General features: G+C 64.8%; 20 protein-coding genes. 15 read left to right on the top strand and 5 right to left on the bottom strand.

Going from position 1 to position 20760, the window contains the following annotated elements:
• Positions 1–20: 20 nt before the first annotated feature.
• Positions 21–857, bottom strand: coding sequence for an oxygenase MpaB family protein (locus ACLB0R_RS09500; RefSeq protein WP_416643008.1), 837 nt, complete (start codon positions 855–857; stop codon positions 21–23).
• Positions 857–2065: a 23S rRNA (adenine(2503)-C(2))-methyltransferase RlmN gene (gene rlmN / locus ACLB0R_RS09495; protein ID WP_416643007.1), complete on the bottom strand. Its 1209-nt coding sequence runs from the start codon at positions 2063–2065 to the stop codon at positions 857–859. Before rlmN ends, ACLB0R_RS09500 begins: the two co-directional genes overlap by 1 nt.
• 110 nt (positions 2066–2175) lie before the next feature.
• Here rlmN and ACLB0R_RS09490 point away from each other — a divergent pair, with 110 nt between their 5' ends.
• The 15 genes from ACLB0R_RS09490 (at position 2176) to ACLB0R_RS09420 (ending at position 18052) form a co-directional block, all read left to right on the top strand.
• Positions 2176–3702, top strand: a complete 1527-nt coding sequence (locus ACLB0R_RS09490; RefSeq protein ID WP_416643006.1) for an acyl-CoA carboxylase subunit beta — start codon at positions 2176–2178, stop codon at positions 3700–3702.
• A 63-nt stretch (positions 3703–3765) separates the two neighbouring features.
• Positions 3766–4050: a hypothetical protein gene (locus ACLB0R_RS09485; RefSeq protein ID WP_416643005.1), complete on the top strand. Its 285-nt coding sequence runs from the start codon at positions 3766–3768 to the stop codon at positions 4048–4050.
• On the top strand, positions 4047–4265 hold the full coding sequence (locus ACLB0R_RS09480; protein WP_416643004.1) for a hypothetical protein: 219 nt from the start codon (positions 4047–4049) through the stop codon (positions 4263–4265). The genes ACLB0R_RS09485 and ACLB0R_RS09480 overlap by 4 nt, the downstream gene beginning before the upstream one ends.
• Positions 4262–4681, top strand: a complete 420-nt coding sequence (gene mce / locus ACLB0R_RS09475; RefSeq protein ID WP_416643003.1) for a methylmalonyl-CoA epimerase — start codon at positions 4262–4264, stop codon at positions 4679–4681. Before ACLB0R_RS09480 ends, mce begins: the two co-directional genes overlap by 4 nt.
• Positions 4682–4821: 140 nt before the next feature.
• Complete coding sequence (locus ACLB0R_RS09470) at positions 4822–5607, top strand: enoyl-CoA hydratase-related protein (protein ID WP_416643002.1); 786 nt, start codon at positions 4822–4824, stop codon at positions 5605–5607.
• Positions 5608–5795: 188 nt separating this feature from the next.
• Positions 5796–8060, top strand: a complete 2265-nt coding sequence (gene scpA / locus ACLB0R_RS09465) for a methylmalonyl-CoA mutase (RefSeq protein ID WP_416643001.1) — start codon at positions 5796–5798, stop codon at positions 8058–8060.
• Positions 8061–8195: 135 nt separating this feature from the next.
• On the top strand, positions 8196–8642 hold the full coding sequence (locus ACLB0R_RS09460; RefSeq protein ID WP_434953825.1) for a TlpA family protein disulfide reductase: 447 nt from the start codon (positions 8196–8198) through the stop codon (positions 8640–8642).
• Entirely contained in the window at positions 8639–9655 is a 1017-nt protein-coding gene (bioB, locus tag ACLB0R_RS09455) for a biotin synthase BioB (protein ID WP_416642999.1), read from the top strand. Before ACLB0R_RS09460 ends, bioB begins: the two co-directional genes overlap by 4 nt.
• Positions 9652–10020 carry a hypothetical protein gene (locus ACLB0R_RS09450; protein WP_416642998.1) on the top strand — a complete coding sequence of 123 codons (369 nt, stop codon included), beginning with the start codon at positions 9652–9654 and terminating at the stop codon, positions 10018–10020. Before bioB ends, ACLB0R_RS09450 begins: the two co-directional genes overlap by 4 nt.
• The gene (locus ACLB0R_RS09445) at positions 10020–12122 is read left to right on the top strand and encodes a biotin carboxylase N-terminal domain-containing protein (protein ID WP_416642997.1); all 2103 of its coding nucleotides are present in this window, start codon (positions 10020–10022) and stop codon (positions 12120–12122) included. The genes ACLB0R_RS09450 and ACLB0R_RS09445 overlap by 1 nt, the downstream gene beginning before the upstream one ends.
• Positions 12123–12253: 131 nt before the next feature.
• Complete coding sequence (locus ACLB0R_RS09440; protein WP_416642996.1) at positions 12254–13675, top strand: efflux transporter outer membrane subunit; 1422 nt, start codon at positions 12254–12256, stop codon at positions 13673–13675.
• An 11-nt stretch (positions 13676–13686) separates the two neighbouring features.
• Entirely contained in the window at positions 13687–15075 is a 1389-nt protein-coding gene (locus ACLB0R_RS09435; RefSeq protein WP_416642995.1) for an efflux RND transporter periplasmic adaptor subunit, read from the top strand.
• Positions 15050–15787, top strand: coding sequence for an ABC transporter ATP-binding protein (locus tag ACLB0R_RS09430; protein WP_416642994.1), 738 nt, complete (start codon positions 15050–15052; stop codon positions 15785–15787). Before ACLB0R_RS09435 ends, ACLB0R_RS09430 begins: the two co-directional genes overlap by 26 nt.
• A gap of 4 nt (positions 15788–15791) precedes the next feature.
• Positions 15792–17000 carry an ABC transporter permease gene (locus ACLB0R_RS09425; RefSeq protein WP_416642993.1) on the top strand — a complete coding sequence of 403 codons (1209 nt, stop codon included), beginning with the start codon at positions 15792–15794 and terminating at the stop codon, positions 16998–17000.
• Between the two features lie 152 nt (positions 17001–17152).
• Positions 17153–18052, top strand: a complete 900-nt coding sequence (locus tag ACLB0R_RS09420; RefSeq protein ID WP_416642992.1) for a 50S ribosomal protein L11 methyltransferase — start codon at positions 17153–17155, stop codon at positions 18050–18052.
• A gap of 62 nt (positions 18053–18114) precedes the next feature.
• Here ACLB0R_RS09420 and ACLB0R_RS09415 read toward each other — a convergent pair whose 3' ends face one another.
• From ACLB0R_RS09415 to ACLB0R_RS09405, 3 genes are read right to left on the bottom strand one after another with little or no spacing between them, the layout of a single operon-like run.
• Positions 18115–18705 (bottom strand): DUF6882 domain-containing protein, encoded by a 591-nt coding sequence (locus tag ACLB0R_RS09415; protein ID WP_416642991.1) that lies wholly within the window; start codon positions 18703–18705, stop codon positions 18115–18117.
• Positions 18698–19579 (bottom strand): phenylalanine 4-monooxygenase, encoded by an 882-nt coding sequence (gene phhA, locus ACLB0R_RS09410; RefSeq protein ID WP_416642990.1) that lies wholly within the window; start codon positions 19577–19579, stop codon positions 18698–18700. The genes ACLB0R_RS09415 and phhA overlap by 8 nt, the downstream gene beginning before the upstream one ends.
• A 52-nt stretch (positions 19580–19631) precedes the next feature.
• The gene (locus ACLB0R_RS09405; protein WP_434953824.1) at positions 19632–20684 is read right to left on the bottom strand and encodes a glycerophosphodiester phosphodiesterase; all 1053 of its coding nucleotides are present in this window, start codon (positions 20682–20684) and stop codon (positions 19632–19634) included.
• Between the last annotated feature and the right edge of the window lie 76 nt (positions 20685–20760).

Below are 20760 nucleotides of genomic sequence, written 5' to 3'. Positions count from 1 at the left end.
GGAGCGACGCTGTCGACCGACTAACGCGCGCCCGCAAACGCCCAGCGCAAGCCCGACGCCATGCCGAACGCGGCGAGGTCGATCGCCGGGCGGGCGAGGCCCGATCCGTCGAGGCCGTGCATCGCGCGCGCCCAGGGCGGCAGCAGATCGACTGCGGCTTGAGTCGCTACCGCCTGGGGCGGCAAGTCGCGCAATCGGGCGGGCTGGTGGCGGGTGATGATGCGCGCGACCTCGCGGCTGCGATCGGACGGGGTCAGCTCACCACGGAACTTCTCGACCAGGGCCTCGGCCTCCGCCCGCGTGACTGGCACCGGATCGGCGCCGAGCAACCGCGCAATCGGCGCAACGTCAGCGAAATAGGCGTCCTGATCGGCGCGGCTCATCAGCGGCTCGCCATAGCGGCGCCAGCTATCGAGAAACATGATCGCGCCGGCGACATGCACCCAGGCAAGCAGCGCCGCATCGTCGGCGCGATACGCCTCGCCCGTCGGCGTAACGCCCGCCACTCGCGCATGGATTGCCCGCACCCGCGCGATCGCTGCCTCGGCATCGCCGCGCGCGCCATAAGTCGTGATCGCGATGAAGCGCGCGGTGCGGCGCAACCGGCCGATCAGGTCTCGGCGGAAATTGCTATGGTCCCACACGCCCGCCAGCGCGAGCGGGTGGAGCATATGGAGTAGCAAAGCGGCGATGCCGCCGATCATCATCGTCGCGACGTCGCCATGGACGCGCCAGGCGACCGAGCCGGGCGGGATCAGCGCCTCGGCGGAGCGCTCGATCGGGCGCTCGCCCTTGGCGGCATCGTTGAACAGTGCGACGACTTGCCCGACCAGCGCACGGCGAGCCGGCTCCAGCATCAGCTGAGCGCCGCCAGCTTTTCTTCGGCCTGCCGATCGAGCTCGGCGCGGCTCTTGCGTTCGGCCGCGGTCTTGAGTTGCCCGCACGCCGCATCGATGTCCCGCCCGCGTGGCGTGCGTACGGGGGCGGAGATACCCGCTTCGAAAATGATGTTGCTGAACGCGCGCACCCGCTCTGGCGTCGAGCATTCGTACGGCGCGCCGGGCCAGGGGTTGAACGGAATGAGGTTCACCTTGGCGGGCAGCTTATACTGGCGGATCAGGCGAACGAGCTCGCGCGCATCGGCATCGCTGTCATTCTTGTCCTTCAGCATGACGTATTCGAAGGTGATGCGCCGCGCATTATTGGCACCAGGATAATCGGCACAGGCCTGGAGCAGCTCGTCGATGCCGTACTTACGATTGAGCGGCACGATCTCGTCGCGAATGTCCTTGGTGACGGCGTGGAGCGACACCGCCAGGTTCACCCCGATTTCCTCGCCCGCGCGCGCCATCATCGGCACGACGCCGCTGGTCGAGAGCGTGATGCGCCGCTTGCTGAGCGCGAGGCCGTCGCCGTCCATCACGATCTTCAGCGCATCGCGAACGCTGTCGAAATTATAGAGCGGCTCGCCCATGCCCATCATCACGATGTTGGTGAGCAGGCGGCCATCGGGGCTGGAGGGCCATTCGCCCAGCGCATCGCGCGCCAGCATCACCTGGCCGACGATCTCACTGGAGGTCAGGTTGCGGACGAGCCGCATCGTGCCGGTGTGGCAGAAGCGGCAATTGAGCGTACAGCCGACCTGGCTCGACACGCACAATGTTCCCCGATCGGCATCGGGAATGAACACCATCTCGTAATCCTGCGCGTCCGGCGCGCGGAGCAGCCATTTGCGCGTGCCGTCGGTCGAGACCTGCGCCTCGACAACCTCAGGCCGCCCGACGACGAAACGCTCGGCGAGCAACGGGTGCTGTGCCTTGGCGATGTCGGTCATCGCGGCGAAATCGGTCACGCCGCGATTGTAGATCCAGTGCCACAACTGCTTGGCGCGCAGCTTCGCCTGTTTGGGCTCCATGCCGGCATCGCTGAGCGCGGCGCGGATCGCGTCCTTCGACAGCCCGACCAGATCGACGCGCCCATCGGCGCGCACCGGCGCAACGCGCGGCACGGGCACGGGGTCGATATGCCCGGGGATGGGCATCGGCGGGGCAACGCTGTCCAGCATGGCCGGCGCACATAGGGGATGGCGCGCCAAATTGCCAGTCGAGCGCTCGCGCTTGCGCTCCCCGGCATTCCTTGGAAAAGGGATCCCACACAACAGGGGATGCGCAAGCCATGTCGTCGACCATCGCGGAACTCGAGAAAAAGCGGGCGGCGGCGCGATTGGGCGGCGGCGAGAAGCGCATCGCCGCGCAGCATGCCAAGGGCAAGCTCACCGCGCGCGAACGGCTCGATGTGCTGCTCGACCAGGGCTCGTTCGAAGAGCTCGACATGTATGTCGAGCACAACTCGACCGATTTCGGCATGGCCGAGCAGATCGTGCCGGGCGACGGCGTCGTCACCGGATCGGGCACGATCAACGGGCGGCTGGTGTTCGTGTTCAGCCAGGACTTCACCGTGTTCGGCGGCTCGCTCAGCGAGCGGCACGCGCAGAAAATCTGCAAGATCATGGACATGGCGATGAAGGTCGGTGCGCCGGTGATCGGCCTGAACGACTCGGGCGGTGCGCGCATTCAGGAAGGCGTGGCGTCGCTCGGCGGTTACGCCGAGGTGTTCCAGCGTAATGTGCTCGCCTCGGGCGTCGTCCCGCAGCTCAGCCTGATCATGGGGCCATGCGCCGGCGGCGCGGTCTATTCGCCGGCGATGACCGACTTCATCTTCATGGTGAAGGACTCAAGCTACATGTTCGTCACCGGCCCCGATGTGGTGAAGACGGTGACCAACGAGATCGTGACGCAGGAGGAACTGGGCGGCGCGATCACTCACACCACCAAATCCGGCGTGGCGGACGTCGCGTTTGAGGATGATATCGAGGCGTTGCTGGCGGCGCGCGACTTCATCGATTTCCTGCCCGCCTCGAACCGCGAGGCGGTGCCTGAGCGGCCGTCGTCGGACCCGTGGGACCGCATCGAAGACAGCCTCGACACCTTGGTGCCTGCGAGCGCCAACCAGCCCTATGACATGCACGAGCTGATCCGGAAGACAGTCGACGAGGGCGATTTCTTCGAAATCCAGCCGACCCACGCCGCCAACATCATCATCGGCTTCGGCCGGATCGAGGGGCGCACCGTCGGCATCGTCGCCAACCAGCCGATGGTGCTGGCGGGCGTGCTCGACATCAATTCGTCCAAGAAAGCAGCGCGCTTCGTGCGCTTCTGCGACGCGTTCGAAATCCCGATCGTGACGTTCGTCGACGTGCCCGGCTTCCTCCCCGGCACCGCGCAGGAGCTCAACGGCATCATCAAGCACGGCGCCAAACTGCTGTTCGCTTATGCGGAGGCGACCGTGCCCAAGATCACCGTCATCACCCGCAAGGCCTATGGCGGCGCGTATGACGTGATGGCGTCCAAGCATCTGCGCGGCGACTTGAACTATGCCTGGCCGACCGCCGAAATCGCGGTGATGGGGGCGAAAGGCGCGGTCGAGATCATCTTCCGCGGGAAAACGCCCGAGGAGATCGCCGAGCGGACGGCGGAATATGAAACGCGCTTCGCCAATCCGTTCGTGGCGGCGAGCAAGGGGTTCATCGACGAGGTGATCCTGCCGCACTCAACGCGGCGGCGGGTGGCGCTGGGGTTGCGCAAGCTGCGGGGGAAGCAGTTGGAGAACCCGTGGAAGAAGCATGATAATATTCCGTTGTGAGCAGGGTTGGCCTGCTTGTGTGAAACTCGGCTACACCTTATAATCACATGATAAGGAGCAGCCATGCAGACCGAGCGCGTAACCTTTCTCACCAGCCGCGATCATAAGGCGGCGCTTGACGCGTTCGCGCGGCGGAACGGCAAGTCCGTTGGCCATGTCGTACGCGAGGCGACCAGCCTTTACATGGCCGCCCCCACTGGCGCGGGCGAGACCGAGCTTGCGGCGCTCGTCGATGAAGTGAACGCCGCCCTGCCTCGCATGGAAGCGTCGCTCGACGAAATGAGCGCAACGCTGCGCGAGACTCATGCCGATGTCGATCGCATGCTGCGCGAAATGGGCGCGCGATGAGCACGGTCGGCGACGCTTTCAGCGCGCTCAAAAATGTCATGCTCATGCAGGAACGAATCGACGGCCTACGATCCGATATTCGCACCGTTGCCGACGATTTGCGCACGGTGACCTCCAAGGTGGGCAACATCAACGAGCGCGTCATCCGCATCGAAACGATGATCGAAATGACGCGCAGCGGCCAAGGCGGTGCGACGCCAAGGATCGAAGGATGAAACTCGGCCGCCTCAACCATGTCGGGGTCGCGACGCCCTCGATCGACGGTTCGATAGCCTTCTACCGCGACGTGATGGGCGCCGAGGTGATCCGCGAACCGTTCGACCTCCCAGCGCAAGGCGTGCGCGTCTGCTTCGTCGACACCCCCAACAGCCAGATCGAGCTGATCGAGCCCTTGGGCGACGCCTCCCCCATCCGCGCCTTTCTCGAGAAGAACCCGGCGGGCGGGCAGCACCATCTCTGCTATGAAGTGCCCGACATCCACGAAGCCAAGGCATGGTTTGAGGCCAAGGGCTGCAAAGTGCTCGGCGAGCCGCGACTCGGCGCGCACGGCACGCTGATTTTCTTCGTCCATCCCAAGGATATGGGCGGCGTGCTGACCGAGATTATGGAAACGCCGAAAGACGCGCATTGACACAAGCGGGGTGTGGAGCGGCGCTGCCGTAGCGTTATCGGCTCACCATACCCGATTTTCCAAACGTAGCGGACACGTTGCCTATAGCTCGACTAACGGGCATACTCAAACAGCTGAAACCTTCCCCAGGGGGCTTGCCAATGACCTATGAGACGATCCGCGCCGAACGGCATGGCGATGTGCTGGTGATCACTCTCAACCGGCCGGATCGGCTCAATGCCGCGCCGCCGCAGATGTTCGAGGAGATCGGCCATGCGCTCGATCATCTCGATGGCTCGCGCGCGGTGCTGCTCACCGGCGAAGGCCGTGCTTTCTGCTCCGGCGCCGATCTTGCCGGGCGCGGCGACGGGGCCGCGACCACGGGCGGGGAGCGCGCGCAGCGCTCGCTCAATGGCAGCTACAACCCAACGATGCTCAAGATCGCGCGGCTCGGCGTGCCGGTGGTAAGCGCGGTGAAAGGGCCGGCCGCCGGTATCGGCTGCAGCCTGGCGCTCGCCGCCGATTTCTGCATCGCCGGGCATAGCGGCTATTTCCTGCAGGCCTTCGTCAATATCGGCCTGGTGCCCGATGGCGGCGCGAGCTGGATGCTCACGCGGCTGGTCGGCAAGGCACGTGCGACCGAGATGATGCTGCTGGGCGAGCGCATCCCCGCGCACAAGGCGGCCGAATGGGGCCTGATCTATAAGGCGGTGAATGACGAGGAACTGCTCGCCGAAGCGATGGCGCTCGCCGAGCGGCTCGCGCGCGGCCCGACGCTGGCGCTGGGACTGATGCGCCAGGGGATCGCGGCGGCGCTGGAAAGCGATTACGCCGCCGCGATGGCGGCCGAGGCCGACCGCCAGGCAATCGCCGGCGACAGCGCCGATGCACGCGAGGGCGCGATCAGCTTCCTCCAGAAGCGCGAGCCGGTGTTTAACGGCGCGTAAGACACGCCTGCGACCCTATCGAAAGCTGGGGTCGCAGTCCATTGAGCGATCCCAGCTTACGCTGGGATGACGCGAACCGCGCCAACGCGAGACACCGCCCGTCTAGCCAAAGCCATTCACGCTGAGTAGGGCCTTCAACTGCGCTTAGGCCCTACTCAGCGAGCACGGGGCAGGTTAGGGGCAGGTGGATGACCGACAAGAAATCTCCGGGACCATCAATCGCCGACTGGCAAGCCCTCGCCGCCAAGGAAGTGAAGGGCGCCGACCTCAGCTGGCACACGCCTGAGGGCATTACCGTCAAGCCGCTCTACACCGCCGAGGATATCGCCGATTGGGACCCCGGTCTGCCCGGCTTCGCGCCGTTCATGCGCGGCGTGCGCGCCAGCATGTATGTCGGGCGCCCGTGGACGATCCGGCAGTACGCCGGCTTCTCGACCGCCGAGGAATCGAACGCTTTCTACCGCCGCAATCTCGCCGCCGGGCAGAAGGGACTGTCGGTGGCGTTCGATCTCGCCACGCACCGCGGCTATGACTCGGACCATCCCCGCGTCACCGGCGATGTCGGTAAGGCAGGCGTCGCCATCGACACCATCGACGACATGAAAATCCTGTTCGACGGCATCCCGCTCGACAAGATGTCGGTGAGCATGACGATGAACGGCGCGGTCATCCCCATCCTCGCCTTTTTCATCGTGGCGGGCGAAGAACAGGGCGTGCGGCAGGATCAGCTCGACGGCACGATCCAGAACGACATCCTCAAGGAGTTCATGGTCCGCAACACGTACATCTACCCGCCCGAGCCATCGATGCGGATCATAGCGGACATCATTGCCTATACCTCGGCGCATATGCCGAAGTTCAACAGCATCTCGATCAGCGGCTATCACATGCAGGAAGCCGGCGCGACGCAGGTGCAGGAGCTGGCTTTCACCATCGCCGACGGCCGTGAGTACGCCAAGGCGGCGATGACGGCAGGGCTTGACATCGATGCGTTCGCGGGGCGGCTCTCGTTCTTCTTCGCGATCGGCATGAACTTCTTCATGGAAGTGGCCAAGCTGCGCGCGGCACGGCTGCTGTGGCACTGGGTGATGACCGAGCTTGGCGCGAAGGACGAACGCTCCAAAATGCTGCGCACGCATTGCCAGACCAGCGGCGTGTCGCTGCAGGAACAGGACCCCTACAACAACGTCATCCGGACTACGGTGGAGGCCCTCGCAGCGGCGCTCGGTGGCACACAATCGCTCCACACCAACGCGCTCGACGAAGCGATTGCGCTGCCCACCGATTTCTCCGCGCGCATCGCCCGCAACACCCAGATCGTGCTGCAGGAGGAAACCGGCATCACCAGGGTCGTCGATCCGCTGGGCGGCTCTTACTATGTCGAGGCGCTGACCAGGGAACTGGCCGACAAGGCCTGGGAAATCATCGAGCGCGTCGAGGCCGAGGGCGGCATGGCAGCGGCGGTCGCCAAGGGCTGGCCCAAAGCGATGATCGAGGAAGCCAGCGCCGCGCGTGCTGCCCGAGTCGATCGCGGTGAGGACGTGATCGTCGGCGTCAACAAATACCGGCTCGCCGAGCAGGACCCGATCGACATTCTGGAAGTCGACAATCACGCGGTGCGCGAAGGGCAGATCGCCCGGATCAACCGGGTGAAAGCGGGCCGGGACGAGGCCGCGTGCCAGGCGGCGCTGGAGGCGCTGCGCGATGCCGCGCGGCACAAAAATCCTCCCCCCCAGGGGGAGGGGAACCAAGCGCAGCTTGGTGGAGGGGGATCGCCACACGCGTCAGCCGCTGGCGCGGCTGCCACCTCCCCCGGCGGGGGAGGATTTGCCAACAACCTCCTCGCCCGCGCCATCGACTGCGCTCGCGCCCGCGCCACGCTCGGCGAAATCTCCGCCGCGATGGAAGATGTGTTCGGCCGCTATGCGACCAGCCCGACGCCGGTCAGCGGCGTCTATGGCGGCGCCTATACCGATGATGCGCGCTGGGCGCTGTTGCAATCAGGCGTCGCCGCCACCGAGCGTCGCCTGGGCCGCAAGCCCCGCATGCTTGTCGCCAAAATGGGGCAGGACGGGCATGATCGCGGCGCCAATCTGGTGTCGAGCATGTTCGGCGATCTGGGGTTTGAGGTCGTGCCCGGCCCGCTGTTCCAGACCCCCGCCGAGGCCGCCGCGCTCGCCATCGACAGCGATGTCGACGTCGTCGGCGCCTCCAGCCTCGCAGCCGGCCACAAGACGCTGATCCCCGAACTGATCGGTCATCTGAAAGATGCCGGCCGCGCCGACATCAAGGTCATCGCCGGCGGCGTCATCCCCGCGCAGGATTATGAGTTCCTGCGCGAGGCCGGTGTCCAGGCGATTTTCGGCCCTGGCACCAATCTGGTCGAGGCTGCGGCGAAAGTGCTGCGGCTGCTAGGCCATAACATGCCACCCGAGAGTGAGGCGGCGGAATAAGGAATGACCATGCGTTTTGCTCGATCGATCCTCGCCTTTTCGGCCATGGCTTGGCTGATGACGGTATCGGCGTCGGCCGACCAGGCCGCCCCGACCACGGGACGATCAATCGCGTCGCTGGCCCACATCCCTTTGATGTCACGCCAAGGTGCCGCCGTTCAGCTTGGCTCGCGCGTCGCCTCAGGCAAGCCGACCTTGATCGCCGTCTGGGCAAGCTGGTGCCCGCCCTGCGTCGCCGAGGCGCCTTATCTCGACAAGGCGCGCAAGGATTTGGGCAAGAGCTATAACTTCCTGTATATCAATCGACGCGAGGGCAATCCTGATCCGGACCAGCCCGCCGATCAGGTTGCGCAATTCCTCGACCGCGCCGGCCTGAGCGATGTCGACTATCTCGTTGCAGATGTCCGCGCCTATCAACAGATTGTGGGCGCCGATTTTAAAGATATTCCCCAAGGCAAGGTCGGCATTCCGCGCCTGTACCTGTTCGATGCCGAGGGCCGGCAAGTCTATACATCCTATGGCTTTGACGAGGCAGAAGGCGCGCAGCTTGAGCAGCGCATCAAACGGGCGATGACGAAATGACGATAATGCTCGACAGCGAACCCCGCACCGACTGGACCCGCGCCGAAGTCACCGCGCTGTTCGACTTGCCCTTCACCGAACTTGTCTTCCGCGCTGCCGAGGCGCATCGCGCGCACCACGCGCCCGCGGAGGTCCAGCTGTGCACCTTGCTCAGCATCAAGACCGGCGGCTGCCCGGAGGATTGCGGCTATTGCAGCCAGTCCGCCCATGCCGACACCGGCCTGAAGGCCGAAAAGCTGATGGACGTCGACGCCGTGCTCGCGGCGGCGGCGGAAGCCAAGGCAGCGGGCTCGCAGCGTTTCTGCATGGGCGCGGCCTGGCGCAACCCCAAGGATCGCGATCTCGATGCCGTCTGCGAGATGGTCGAGGGCGTGAAGGCGATGGGCCTCGAAACCTGCATGACGCTGGGCATGCTGGAGGAGCATCAGGCGCGCCGGCTGAAAGCGGCGGGGCTCGATTACTACAACCACAATATCGATACCTCGCCCGAGAATTACGGCACCATCATCACGACGCGGACGTTCGAGGATCGGCTGGAGACGCTCGAGCATGTCCGCGAGGCGGGGATTGCGGTGTGCTGCGGCGGCATTGTCGGCATGGGCGAGACACGCAGCGACCGCGTCGGCTTCATCCATGCGCTGGCGACGCTGCCGCGCCACCCGGAAAGCGTGCCGGTCAACGCGCTGGTGCCGGTGCCGGGGACACCGCTGGGCGACATGCTCGCGGGGACCCCAATGGCGAAGATCGACGATATCGAATTCGTCCGCACCGTCGCGGTCGCGCGGATCACGATGCCGATGAGCATGGTGCGGCTGTCAGCAGGCCGCGAGAGCATAAGTGAGGCGACGCAGGCGCTTTGCTTCATGGCGGGCGCGAACAGCATCTTCACCGGCGACAAACTGCTGACGACCGGCAACCGGGGGGATAGTGCGGACGGCGCGATGTTCGAGCGGCTGGGGCTGAAGCCGATGGTGGCGGAAGAACCGATGCGGATGGTGGAGGCGGCGGAATGAGCGATCCGCTTCCGCCCTTGACGATTTCAGAGCTGGAAGATTGGATCATCGAGAAAGGTGACGCCGTGATCCAGCGCCGAGCTTTCTCGCCGGAACTGGTCGTCCCAGAGGAGGAGCTAGTATACTGCCTTTGGTGTGTCGATTACGGAATGCGAAATGGGGGAGACCTTCAGCCCGCAATCGATTTGAAACAAGACTTAACGCAGGAAGGGCGTCGCCTAGCTGGAGATTTGAAACTGCCGAAATGCGAAGCGCTTTTCGGGCTCAGTCAGTCGGACGTCGAGCAGCAATACTTCGCGATGTTTGAGTCTGTTTGCTCGGAGCTCAAATCGGCATATCAAGAAATGCTGGAGAGGCGTTCCTAATGTTCAAGAAAATCCTGGTCGCCAATCGCGGTGAAATCGCCTGCCGCGTGTTCCGCACCGCCAAGCGGATGGGGCTTGGCACCGTCGCCGTCTATTCCGATGCCGATGCGCGCTCCCCCCACGTCCTGATGGCGGACGAGGCGGTTCGGCTTGGGCCGGCGCCGGCGGCGGAGAGCTATCTCAAGGCCGACCTGATCCTTGCCGCCGCCAAGGCGACGGGCGCGGATTGCATCCACCCCGGCTATGGCTTCCTCTCCGAGCGCGAGAGCTTCGCCAAGGCGTGCGCCGAGGCCGGCATCGCGTTCGTCGGCCCGCCGCCGGGCGCCATCGCCGCGATGGGCGACAAGATCGAATCGAAGAAGCTCGCCAAGACAGCGGGCGTCAATGTCGTGCCCGGCTTTCTGGGCGAAATCGCCGATACCGATGAGGCGGTGAAGATCGCGTCCGACATCGGCTATCCGGTGATGATGAAAGCCTCGGCCGGCGGCGGCGGCAAGGGGATGCGGCTGGCATACGCCGAGCAGGATGTCCGCGAAGGGTTCGAGGCGACCAAGCGCGAAGGCCTCGCCAGCTTCGGCGATGACCGCGTGTTCATCGAGAAATTCATCGAGAGCCCGCGCCACATCGAAATCCAGATCCTCGGCGATCAGCACGGCAACATTGTCTACCTGAACGAGCGTGAGTGCAGCATCCAGCGCCGTCACCAGAAGGTGGTCGAGGAAGCGCCGTCGTCGTTCGTCACCTCCAAGATGCGCAAGGCGATGGGCGAGCAATGCGTCGCGCTGGCCCGCGCGGTCGGCTATTATTCGGCGGGCACAGTCGAGCTGATCGTTTCGGGCGCGGATACCACGGGCGAGAGCTTCTACTTCCTCGAAATGAACACGCGGCTGCAGGTCGAGCATCCGGTGACCGAGGCGATTACCGGCCTTGACCTGGTCGAGCAGATGATTCGGGTGGCGGCGGGCGAGAAGCTCGGCTTCGGGCAGGCGGACATCGGCATCAACGGCTGGTCGATCGAGAACCGGGTCTATGCCGAGGACCCGTATCGCGGCTTCCTGCCCAGCACCGGGCGGCTGGTGCGGTATAATCCGCCGGAAGCCGGTGAGACGCCATACTCTTCGCAACCGTCACCCCAGCGAAAGCTGGGGTCGGCTGATGAAAGTGAGCCGTCGGCAGCGACCCCAGCTTTCGCTGGGGTGACGGAGAATATTGACGGCGACGAACCTTATATCCGCGTCGACGACGGCGTGCGTGAAGGCGGCGAGGTCAGCATCTTCTACGACCCGATGATCGCCAAACTGATCACCTGGGCGCCGACCCGCGAGGAAGCGATCGACGCGCAGATCGGCGCGCTCGATGCGTTCGAGATCGAGGGGCCGGGCAACAATATCGATTTCCTTTCCGCGCTGATGCAGCATCCGCGCTTCCGCTCGGGTGCGCTGACCACGGGCTTCATCGCCGAGGAATATCCCGAGGGCTTCCACGGCGCGCCCGCCGCGTCCGACCTCGTCCGCACGCTCGCCGGTATCGCGGCGTTTGCCGCCACCGCCGAGGCCGATCGCGCCCGGCGGATCGAGGGGCAATTGGGCGATCGCCTGCCGCCGCCGGCCGATTGGGTGGTCCGCATCGCCGGCGTCGATCATGACGTATCGCTGAGCGAGGACGAAGTCGTCGTCGATGGCGAGGCGCTCGATCTGATCGCCGAATATACGCCGGGCGACCGCATGATCGACGCCGAGGTCGATGGCGAGCCGCTGACTGTGCGCATCGCCCGCACCCGCACCGGGTTCAAGTTGACGACGCGCGGTGCAGCGCATGTCGCCCGCGTACTGCCTGCCCACGCCGCGCCACACGCCGCGCATCTGGTCGAGAAAGTCCCGCCCGATCTGTCGCGCTTCCTGCTCTGCCCGATGCCGGGGTTGCTCCAGCGGCTCGACGTCGGCCCCGGCGACAAGGTCGAGATCGGCCAGCCGCTGGCGGTCGTCGAGGCGATGAAGATGGAGAACATCCTGCGCGCCGAGAAAGCGGGCACAGTGAAATCCGTGAGCGCTAACCCCGGCGAGAGCCTGGCGGTCGACGCCATAATACTCGAAATTGAATGAAATAGTTGCCGCACTGCAACGGATTTCACGGTGAACGCGCGCTAACGAAAAATTGCGCTGGACGGCGCAGGGGCGATCCGGGCACATCAGCGGCAATGTCGTCGCGTCGTTTCAGCCTGATATCCTGTCTATTGGTCGCGGGATGCGCGGTCGGGCCGACCTATCGCCCGCCCGCCGATGCGACGCTCGGGGTGCCCCCCGCCTACACCGCCGCCGCACCCGCAGGGCAGGCGAGCGACTTGCCGCACTGGTGGACGAGCTTCAACGACCCGTTGCTGAACGGCATCATCGACACCGCGCTCAAGCAGAATCTGGATATCGAGCAGGCAGTGGCGCGGCTGCGGCAAGCGCGCGAAAGCTATGTCCAGACGCGCGCATCGCTCTTCCCAAGCGTGAGCGCGACATCGGGCTATTCGCGCAATTTCAGCCTGCGCGGCCAGACGTTCGGTTCGATTACCAATGCCGGCATCACCAACCAGACGGTGTCGATCGGTGCAGATGCATCATACCAGCTCGACATTTTCGGCGGCAACCGGCGCGCGAGCGAAGCCGCCAAGCGCAACTACGAATCGAGCGGGTTCAGCCTGGCGCGGGTGCAGGCAAGCGTCGCCTCGGAAGTCGCGCGCAGCTACATCCTCGCGCGCGCCGCGCAGGCCTCGGTCAGCATCGCGCAAGGCAGCGTCGCCATCCAGAACGAGAATTTCGAGATTGCGGGCTATCGCGCGCAAGCCGGGCTGGTTTCGTCGCTCGATGCCGAGCAGGCGCGCGCCCAGCGCGCCCAGACCGCAGCGCAAGTGCCAACGCTGCAGCAACAATTCGAGCAAGCGTCGGACACGCTCGGCGTGCTGACCGGTCAAGCGCCCGGCGCTCTGCGTGCGCAGCTGATCGCCGCCGCACCGATCCCCAAGGGCCCCGATGCGGTGCCGGCGGGCATTCCCGGCGACATCATCCGCTTGCGCCCCGATGTCCGCTCGGCCGAGCGCACGCTGGCGGCCGCGACTGCCAATATCGGCGTGGCGCAAGCGCAGCTTTATCCGCAATTCTCGATCGGCGGCAGCGTCAGCTCGAACGCCAATACGGTCTCGACGCTGACCGACATCGTCACCGGCCGCGTCTTCGCCAATATCGCCCAGACGATTTTCGATGCGGGCAAAAGCAAATCGGTGGTGCGCGCGCGCCGCGCCGCGGCCGAGCAAGCCTTTGCCGCCTATAAATCGACGGTGCTGACCGCGCTGCAGGATGTCGAGAACGGCCTGGTCGCGCTCCACACCGCGCAGGCACGCCAGCAGGAATTGACGACTGCGGTCGATGCGGCGACCAACGCCGCGCAGCTCGCCCGCGTGCAATATCGCGCCGGCCTCACCGACATCACCACGCTCAACAACGCCGAAGCGCAGCTCCTGTCTGCGCAAAGCAGCCTGATCGGCGCGCGATCGGACGAGGCGCAGGCGCTGGTGCAGCTTTATCTGGCCTTGGGCGGCGGCTGGGATGCCGCCGGCCCCATCCCCACTGCCGAGCCGCTGCGGCGCGGCGACGGTCAGCCGGGGCATTGACGGGAACCATTATGGCAGACGCAAGCGCTTCCAATCTTGACGATTTCCTGGGCGTAAGGCCCAAGCCCGCCTGGCGCCGCTATGCCAAATGGGGCGCGATCGCGCTTGGCGTCGTCCTGCTGGCGCTGCTCGCGCTCCGCTTTTTCGGCGGCGGTGCCAAGACCGAATATGCGACCGCGCCGGTCGAGCGCGGCAACCTCACCGTCAGCGTTTCGGCAACGGGCAAGCTCGCGCCGACCAACCAAGTGACGGTGGGCTCGGAGTTGTCGGGGCTCGTCACCAAGGTTCTGGTCGACGTCAACGACCATGTCACCAAGGGTCAGGCACTCGCGATCGTCGATCCCTCGCGCTTCCAGGATGCGGTCAACCAGTCGCAAGCCGCGCTCAACGCCAATGTCGCGGCGGTCGCGCAGGCCAAGGCGACGCTCGCGCAATCCCGCGCGACGCTGGCGCGCTACGAAGCGGTGAGCAAGCTCTCAGGCGGGCGCGTGCCGGCCAAGACCGAAATGGACCAGGCCATTGCCGATGCGGCACGCGCGGCGGCCAATCTTCGCGCGGCCGAAGCCAATGTCGGCTCAGCGCAGGCAGCACTCTCATCCAACGTCACCCAGCTCAAGAAAGCGGTGATCTATTCGCCGGTCAACGGCGTCGTCCTCGCTCGCCAGATCGAACCCGGCCAGACAGTGGCGGCATCGTTCAACACGCCGACCCTGTTCGTCATCGCCGAGGATCTCTCGAAGATGAAGCTCGAAGTGCAGATCGACGAAGCCGATGTCGGTGAAGTACGCGAGGGCCAGCAAGCAACCTTCACCGTCGACGCTTTCCCCGGTGCGCAATTCCCGGCGGCGATCACCCGCGTCGATTTGGGCTCCAACTTGTCGGCGCAGAATGCCAGCAGCAGCTCGACGAGTTCGACGACGACGCAGCAAGTCGTCTCTTATGGCGCGACGCTGTCGGTCGCCAATCCCGATTTGCAGCTGCGTCCGGGGATGACCGCAACCGCCGACATCACCACGATTTCCAAGAACGACGTGCTGCTCGTGCCCAATGCCGCGTTCCGCTACAAGCCGACTGATACCAGCCAGTCGAGCGGCGGCATCGCGTCCGCCTTCGGGCCGCCCCGGCTCAACCGGGGCCAGCAACGTGGCGCAAAGGTCGGCCGCCATGCCCAGCAGCAGCTCTATATCCAGCAGGACGACGGCACGCTGAAAAAGCTGACCGTCACCACCGGCGACACTAATGGCGTGGTGACCGAAGTGCTGGCGGGTGATTTGAAGCCTGGCATGAAGGTCGTGACCGGCGAGCTCGCCAAGGACAAGAGCGGCAAGCGCTCGGGCGGCGGCGCGGGTGCCGGTGCGGCAGGGGGCTCGGGCGGTGGCCAGCGGCGCAGCGGTGGCTGATCCCGCCGCCCCGCTCATCTCGCTCCGGCGCGTCACCAAGACCTATGGCGCCGGCGCGACTGCGTTCCAGGCGCTGAAGGGCATCGACCTCGACATTCAGGGCGGCGATTTTGTCGCGGTGATGGGCCCGTCCGGCTCGGGCAAGTCGACGACAATGAACATCCTCGGCTGTCTCGACGTGCCGAGTGCGGGGACCTTCACGTTTCGCGGCGTCCATGTCGAGCGCTTGGACCGCGACCAGCGCGCGCTCTTACGCCGCAAATATCTCGGCTTCGTCTTTCAGGGTTTCAATCTGCTCGCACGCACAACCGCGCTCGAAAATGTCGAGCTGCCGTTGCTCTATCGCGGTGATCCCAAGGCCGAACGCCACGCCGCCGCAATGGCCGCGCTCGACAAAGTCGGGCTCGCCGAGTGGTGGGACCACACGCCGGCCGAGCTGTCCGGCGGGCAGCAGCAGCGCGTCGCCATCGCGCGCGCGATCGTCACCAATCCCGACGTGCTGCTCGCCGACGAACCGACCGGCAATCTCGACTCCGAACGCTCGATCGAGATCATGGAGCTCTTGACCGATCTCAACCGTCAGATCGGCATCACCATCCTGATGGTGACGCATGAAGGCGACATGGCCGCGTTCGCGCGCACCATCGTCCATTTCAAGGACGGGCTGGTCGAGCGCGTCGAAGCCGGCGCGCGGGCGGGGGTGCAGGCGTAAGACGATGCTCGGCACCACCATCCTCCTCGCGCTGCGCTCGATCATGCGGCACAAATTGCGCTCGTTCCTGACGACGCTCGGCATCATCATCGGCGTCGCCGCCGTCGTCGCGATGGTGACGCTGGGCAAGGCGACGACAGCGGCGGTGCAGCAATCGATTGCCTCGCTGGGCACCAACATCCTGCAGGTGCGCCCCGGCCAGGGTTTTGGCCGCGGCGGTGGCGGGCCGCGCCCGGCCGATTTCAAGAGCGAAGACGTCACCGCGGTCGAAAAGCAGATCGCCGGCATCAAGGCAGTCGCGCCCGAAGCGCAGCAGACGGTGACCGTCATCTATAACGGCGCCAATTGGTCGACCACGGTCAACGGCACCACCGACGACTTTTTCAACGTCAATCCCTGGACGATCGCCGACGGCCGCATCTTTACGCCGCAGGAGGAAAGCGCCGGCAAGTCGGTCTGCATCCTCGGCAACACGGTCAAGGTCAATCTGTTCAAGGACAAGGAACCGGTCGGCGAGCAGATGCGCATCTCCGGCTTCACTTGCACGGTGATCGGCGTGCTCGCCGCCAAGGGCCAAGGCGGCTTCGGCGTCGATCAGGACGATCTCGTCGTGATGCCGATCAAGACGGTGCAGCGCCGCATCACTGGCAATCGCGACGTGCGCGTGATGCTGGTCGGCGTCAGCGACGATTATTCAACCGCGCAGGTGCAGGAGGCGATTACCGCACTGATGCGGGAACGGCGCAACATCACGCCCGGCAAGGACGATGATTTCTTCATCTTCGACACCAAACAGTTCAGCGACACACTGGCGCAATCGACCGCTTTGCTCACTGGCATCGTCTCGGCAGTGGCGGCGATCAGCCTGGTCGTCGGCGGCATCGGCATCATGAACATCATGCTGGTGAGCGTGACCGAACGCACCCGCGAAATCGGCATTCGCCTGGCGATCGGCGCGGTCGCGCGCGAGGTGCTGATGCAGTTTCTGATCGAGGCGATCGCGCTTTCCTGCCTGGGCGGCATTGCCGGGCTGCTGTTCGCGCAGCTGGTGATCGCGGCGCTGGTGCCGCTGCTCAAGCTGACCTGGCTGTTCGACTTGCAGATCAATATCGCTGCCTTTGCGATCTCGGCAGTGATCGGCGTGGTGTTCGGCTATTTCCCGGCAAGGCGCGCGGCGAGCCTGAACCCGATCGACGCGTTGCGGCACGAGTAACCCAAAATCCTCCCCCGCCAGGGGGAGGGGGACCAGTGAAGCTGTTGGAGGGGGAGGAAGCATCGTCTTCGGCCGAGAGTCCTCCCCCTCCGTCGCCTTCGGCGCCACCTCCCCCTGGCGGGGGAGGATCATTCCGGCCATAGGGCTCACTTATGACCAGCTGGAAACTGACCCTCCCGTGCACCAAGGCCGAGGCCGAGGGAATTGAGGATAGCGACGCGCTCGTGATGATCGAACCCGCGCCGGTGTTCCTCACCCGCGAGGCCACACCTGATGACCCGAATGACTGGCGGCTCGACGTCTATCTCGCCGAGAAACCCGGCAAGCGTGACATCGCCGCCATTCGCGCGCTGGTCCCGAGCGCGGGCGATGCGGAGCCGGTGATCGAGCGGATCGAGGACCAGGATTGGGTGACGCTTAGCCAAGCGGGGCTCGAGCCTGTCCGCGCCGGCCGATTCTTCGTCCACACCTCAGCCTATCAAGGGGCGATCCCGACCGATGCACGCGCCTTCCGCATCGAGGCGAGCCGGGCGTTCGGCACTGGCCATCACGAGACGACGACCGGTTGCCTGCTCATGCTCGACGCGATGAAGCGCGCCGGCACGCGCGTCGACAATCTGATCGACATCGGCACCGGCACCGGCCTGCTCGCCTTCGCCGCGCTCCATTTGTGGCCGCGCGCTTATGCGACCGCGACCGATATCGACCCCGTCTCGATCGAGGTGACAGCGGAGAATGCTGCGATCAACGGCGTGCCGCTCGGCCAGCGCATGGGCCGCGTCGCGCTGGCGGTGGCGGACGGCACGCAAGACGCATTGGTCCAGCGCCGCGCGCCCTACGACCTTGTCATCGCCAACATCTTGGCGGGGCCGCTGGTCGAGCTAGCGCCCAACATCGCCGCCATCGCCGCGCCCGGCGCGCAAATCGTCCTGGCAGGACTGCTGACGACACAGGCAAGCGCGGTGGCGCGGGCCTATCGGCGGTCTGGGTGCCGCGTGGCGGGGCGGACCGAGCTGGGGGACTGGACAGTGCTGCGGTTGCGGGTGCGGTAGGTCGCCGGGTAATGGCGCGACGGACGGCAGGAGGCGCTTGCCCGCGCCAGTTCGGATGATCGCTACGCCTTGGTGACGGTGATTTCGCCGAAAGTCATGAACACCTCGGCTTTGTCGGTTGGCCCGCGATAAGCACCATCGGCGCCGGCGAGGTGAACAGCTAGCGCCGTCAGCTCCCAAGCCTCTTCTTCGCTGGCTTCAATCTTGCGGGTGGTCATCGCCTTCAGACCCTGCTGCTCACCGAATGCCTTGACCAGCGCGGCATGGCGCCGCAGCGGCACCGGGATCGACGGGTGATCCCGGGCCCAAAGGAATGTCCCATCCGCGAGCGACCGTGTGCCGATCACCTGCACCGGCGCGCGAGCTACGGCGTCCTTGCCGGTAAAGGTGATGAGGCCGATTTCCATGTCGACGGCCCAGCGCGCCTTGTCCATGTGCCAGGTGCCGATATTTAAAGCGGTCTTCGCTGAAAGTTCGGCCTTGGCGCGATCGAATATCCGGTTGATTTCAGCGTCTGCCAGGTGAGCAGGATAGTGTGGCAGCTCACTACCGCTACCGCCGAGCCGCGCATCGCCGTCAGACCAGCGACCAAGAATAGCCATCGCGACCAGCCCTTTTGTTATTGCCCGGCGCGAGAAGATGAACTCAGACAATCTGCGCCCCACCCTTGGCGCGCGCATACTCCTGCGTCCCCCGCGTGATCACCTCATCCTCCGGCAAAATCGCGGCGATCGGGATATCCGGCTGCGCCAATATCTCAGCATAAAGCGGCGCGAAGTCCGTCTCCACCGTCACCCGCAGCAGCTCGTCGAAGCTCGGGATGACGAAATAATTCTGCTGGAAATCGTCGATGCGATATTCGGTGCGCATCACCCGCTTCAGGTCGAAGCCGATGCGGTTGGGGCTAGGGTCATCGAGCGCGAAGACGCTTTCCGCTGCCGACGAGACGATGCCCGAGCCATAAATCCGCAAGCCATCAGGCTCGGCAATCAGCCCGAATTCGACCGTGTACCAATAGAGCCGCGAGAGCTGCTTGAGCGCCCCGAGCCCCAGCGCGCGCTGCCCGCCACGGCCATAGGCCGCCATGTAATCGGCAAACACCGGATCGGCGAGCATCGGGACATGGCCGAACACGTCGTGAAAGACGTCGGGCTCCTGCAGATAATCGAGTTGATCCGGCCGGCGAATGAAATTGCCCGCGACGAACCGCCGATTGGCGAGATGATCGAAAAACACATCGTCCGGCACCAGCCCCGGCACCGCGACGACCTGCCAGCCGGTGAGCGCCATCAGCCGATCGGATAATTCCTCGAAATCGGGAATGCCGGGCTTGGAAAGCTTGAGCACATCGAGCCCGCGCAGATACGCATCCGATGCGCGACCGGGCAGCAATTTCGCCTGGCGCGCGAATAGCGTGTCCCACACCGCATGTTCGGCTGGCGTATAATGCGCCCAGTCCTGCGGAATCGTCCAATCGGCATTGGCGCCCTCGGGCGGCGGGTTGAGCACGGCAGTCGCTTCGGTCATGCGATAAGGATAGCATGACCATCTGCCGGCGCGAAATCGCGTTGGCCGTGGTTCAGCGCTTCATCATCTGGTTGCGCTCGCGTACGGCGACGCCGGGATCGTCAGTGATGAAACCATCGACTCCCAAGTCCATAAAGCGCCGTATTTCCAGATCCAGATGGCCGCGCCCGGCAGGGTCATCGCCGATGCGGAAACTTTTGGGAAGAAACGTATTTTCCAACCGAAATGTCCAGGGATGGACGCGCAGCCCCGCTGCATGCGCGTCGATGACCAGCGCTGTCGGCATCCTCTCGCCATCCTGGATCAGCGCCTTATTGGGCGCTATTCCCCAGGCATAAGTGGCAATCTCGCGCAGCCCAGCAGCATTGGTCATCGCGGCATAGCTGGGCTGAGCATGATCGGCTGGACCACCCTTTGCTTCGAGCAATTGGATAAGGCGCAGCCCGGTCAATTTGTGCAGCTCTTTTAAATTATTGACCTCGAAAGACTGGATGAACACCGGGTCATGCGGCTTGTCCCAACCCGCCGCCTTGAACTCGGCGGCAAGCTTGGCTTCCATGGGCAGACCGATCGACGCGAAATAGCTGGAATGCTTGAGCTCGGCATAAATGCCGATGGTGCGATGAAGCTCGTTCGACCGCTGCTTCACCAGCGCAATGATTTCGGCGAGCGTCGGCACATCAAACTGGCCATCATATCGGGTGTTTCGCGGGCGCAGCTGCGGCAATCGTTCTTTCACGCGGAGCGTTTTCAGCTCAGCAAGCGTGAAATCCTCGGTGAACCAGCCCGTATGGCTCTCACCATCAACAATCTTAGTGGTTTTACGCACGGCAAATTCAGGATGCTGCGCCACGTCGGTCGTCTGGCTAACCTCATTTTCGTGGCGGGCGACAAAGACATTGTCCTTCGTCAGTACCAGATCAAGCTCGATAAAATCCGTGCCATAGCTGATCGCGCGATCATAAGCCGCCAAGGTATTCCCAGGCCGGAAGCCGCTCGCGCCGCGATGGGCGATGACAATGGGGTGCGACATAGACGGCACGACAGGCGCATCCTGCCCGATAGCGGCCGTGGGCGCCAGCACGCACGCAACCCATAGCGCCATAATGCGCGATCTGGCGCGCCATCCCCTAAAGATCATATGGCAATCCACTCCGCCATGCTTATCTGTCACTCGCACA

The organism is Sphingomonas sp. GlSt437 (assembly GCF_048015635.2).
GTDB lineage: Bacteria > Pseudomonadota > Alphaproteobacteria > Sphingomonadales > Sphingomonadaceae > Sphingomonas.
This window is presented reverse-complemented; position numbering and strand designations above follow the sequence as displayed.

What these genes read in the sequence shown, in the direction of transcription:
- ACLB0R_RS09500 (WP_416643008.1), bottom strand. Translation starts at nt 857, where the DNA reads ATGCTGGAGCCGGCTCGCCGTGCGCTGGTCGGGCAAGTCGTCGCACTG.
- rlmN (WP_416643007.1), bottom strand. Translation starts at nt 2,065, where the DNA reads ATGCTGGACAGCGTTGCCCCGCCGATGCCCATCCCCGGGCATATCGAC.
- ACLB0R_RS09490 (WP_416643006.1), top strand. Translation starts at nt 2,176, where the DNA reads ATGTCGTCGACCATCGCGGAACTCGAGAAAAAGCGGGCGGCGGCGCGA.
- ACLB0R_RS09485 (WP_416643005.1), top strand. Translation starts at nt 3,766, where the DNA reads ATGCAGACCGAGCGCGTAACCTTTCTCACCAGCCGCGATCATAAGGCG.
- ACLB0R_RS09480 (WP_416643004.1), top strand. Translation starts at nt 4,047, where the DNA reads ATGAGCACGGTCGGCGACGCTTTCAGCGCGCTCAAAAATGTCATGCTC.
- mce (WP_416643003.1), top strand. Translation starts at nt 4,262, where the DNA reads ATGAAACTCGGCCGCCTCAACCATGTCGGGGTCGCGACGCCCTCGATC.
- ACLB0R_RS09470 (WP_416643002.1), top strand. Translation starts at nt 4,822, where the DNA reads ATGACCTATGAGACGATCCGCGCCGAACGGCATGGCGATGTGCTGGTG.
- scpA (WP_416643001.1), top strand. Translation starts at nt 5,796, where the DNA reads ATGACCGACAAGAAATCTCCGGGACCATCAATCGCCGACTGGCAAGCC.
- ACLB0R_RS09460 (WP_434953825.1), top strand. Translation starts at nt 8,196, where the DNA reads ATGTCACGCCAAGGTGCCGCCGTTCAGCTTGGCTCGCGCGTCGCCTCA.
- bioB (WP_416642999.1), top strand. Translation starts at nt 8,639, where the DNA reads ATGACGATAATGCTCGACAGCGAACCCCGCACCGACTGGACCCGCGCC.
- ACLB0R_RS09450 (WP_416642998.1), top strand. Translation starts at nt 9,652, where the DNA reads ATGAGCGATCCGCTTCCGCCCTTGACGATTTCAGAGCTGGAAGATTGG.
- ACLB0R_RS09445 (WP_416642997.1), top strand. Translation starts at nt 10,020, where the DNA reads ATGTTCAAGAAAATCCTGGTCGCCAATCGCGGTGAAATCGCCTGCCGC.
- ACLB0R_RS09435 (WP_416642995.1), top strand. Translation starts at nt 13,687, where the DNA reads ATGGCAGACGCAAGCGCTTCCAATCTTGACGATTTCCTGGGCGTAAGG.
- ACLB0R_RS09425 (WP_416642993.1), top strand. Translation starts at nt 15,792, where the DNA reads ATGCTCGGCACCACCATCCTCCTCGCGCTGCGCTCGATCATGCGGCAC.
- ACLB0R_RS09420 (WP_416642992.1), top strand. Translation starts at nt 17,153, where the DNA reads ATGACCAGCTGGAAACTGACCCTCCCGTGCACCAAGGCCGAGGCCGAG.
- phhA (WP_416642990.1), bottom strand. Translation starts at nt 19,579, where the DNA reads ATGACCGAAGCGACTGCCGTGCTCAACCCGCCGCCCGAGGGCGCCAAT.
- ACLB0R_RS09405 (WP_434953824.1), bottom strand. Translation starts at nt 20,684, where the DNA reads ATGGCGCTATGGGTTGCGTGCGTGCTGGCGCCCACGGCCGCTATCGGG.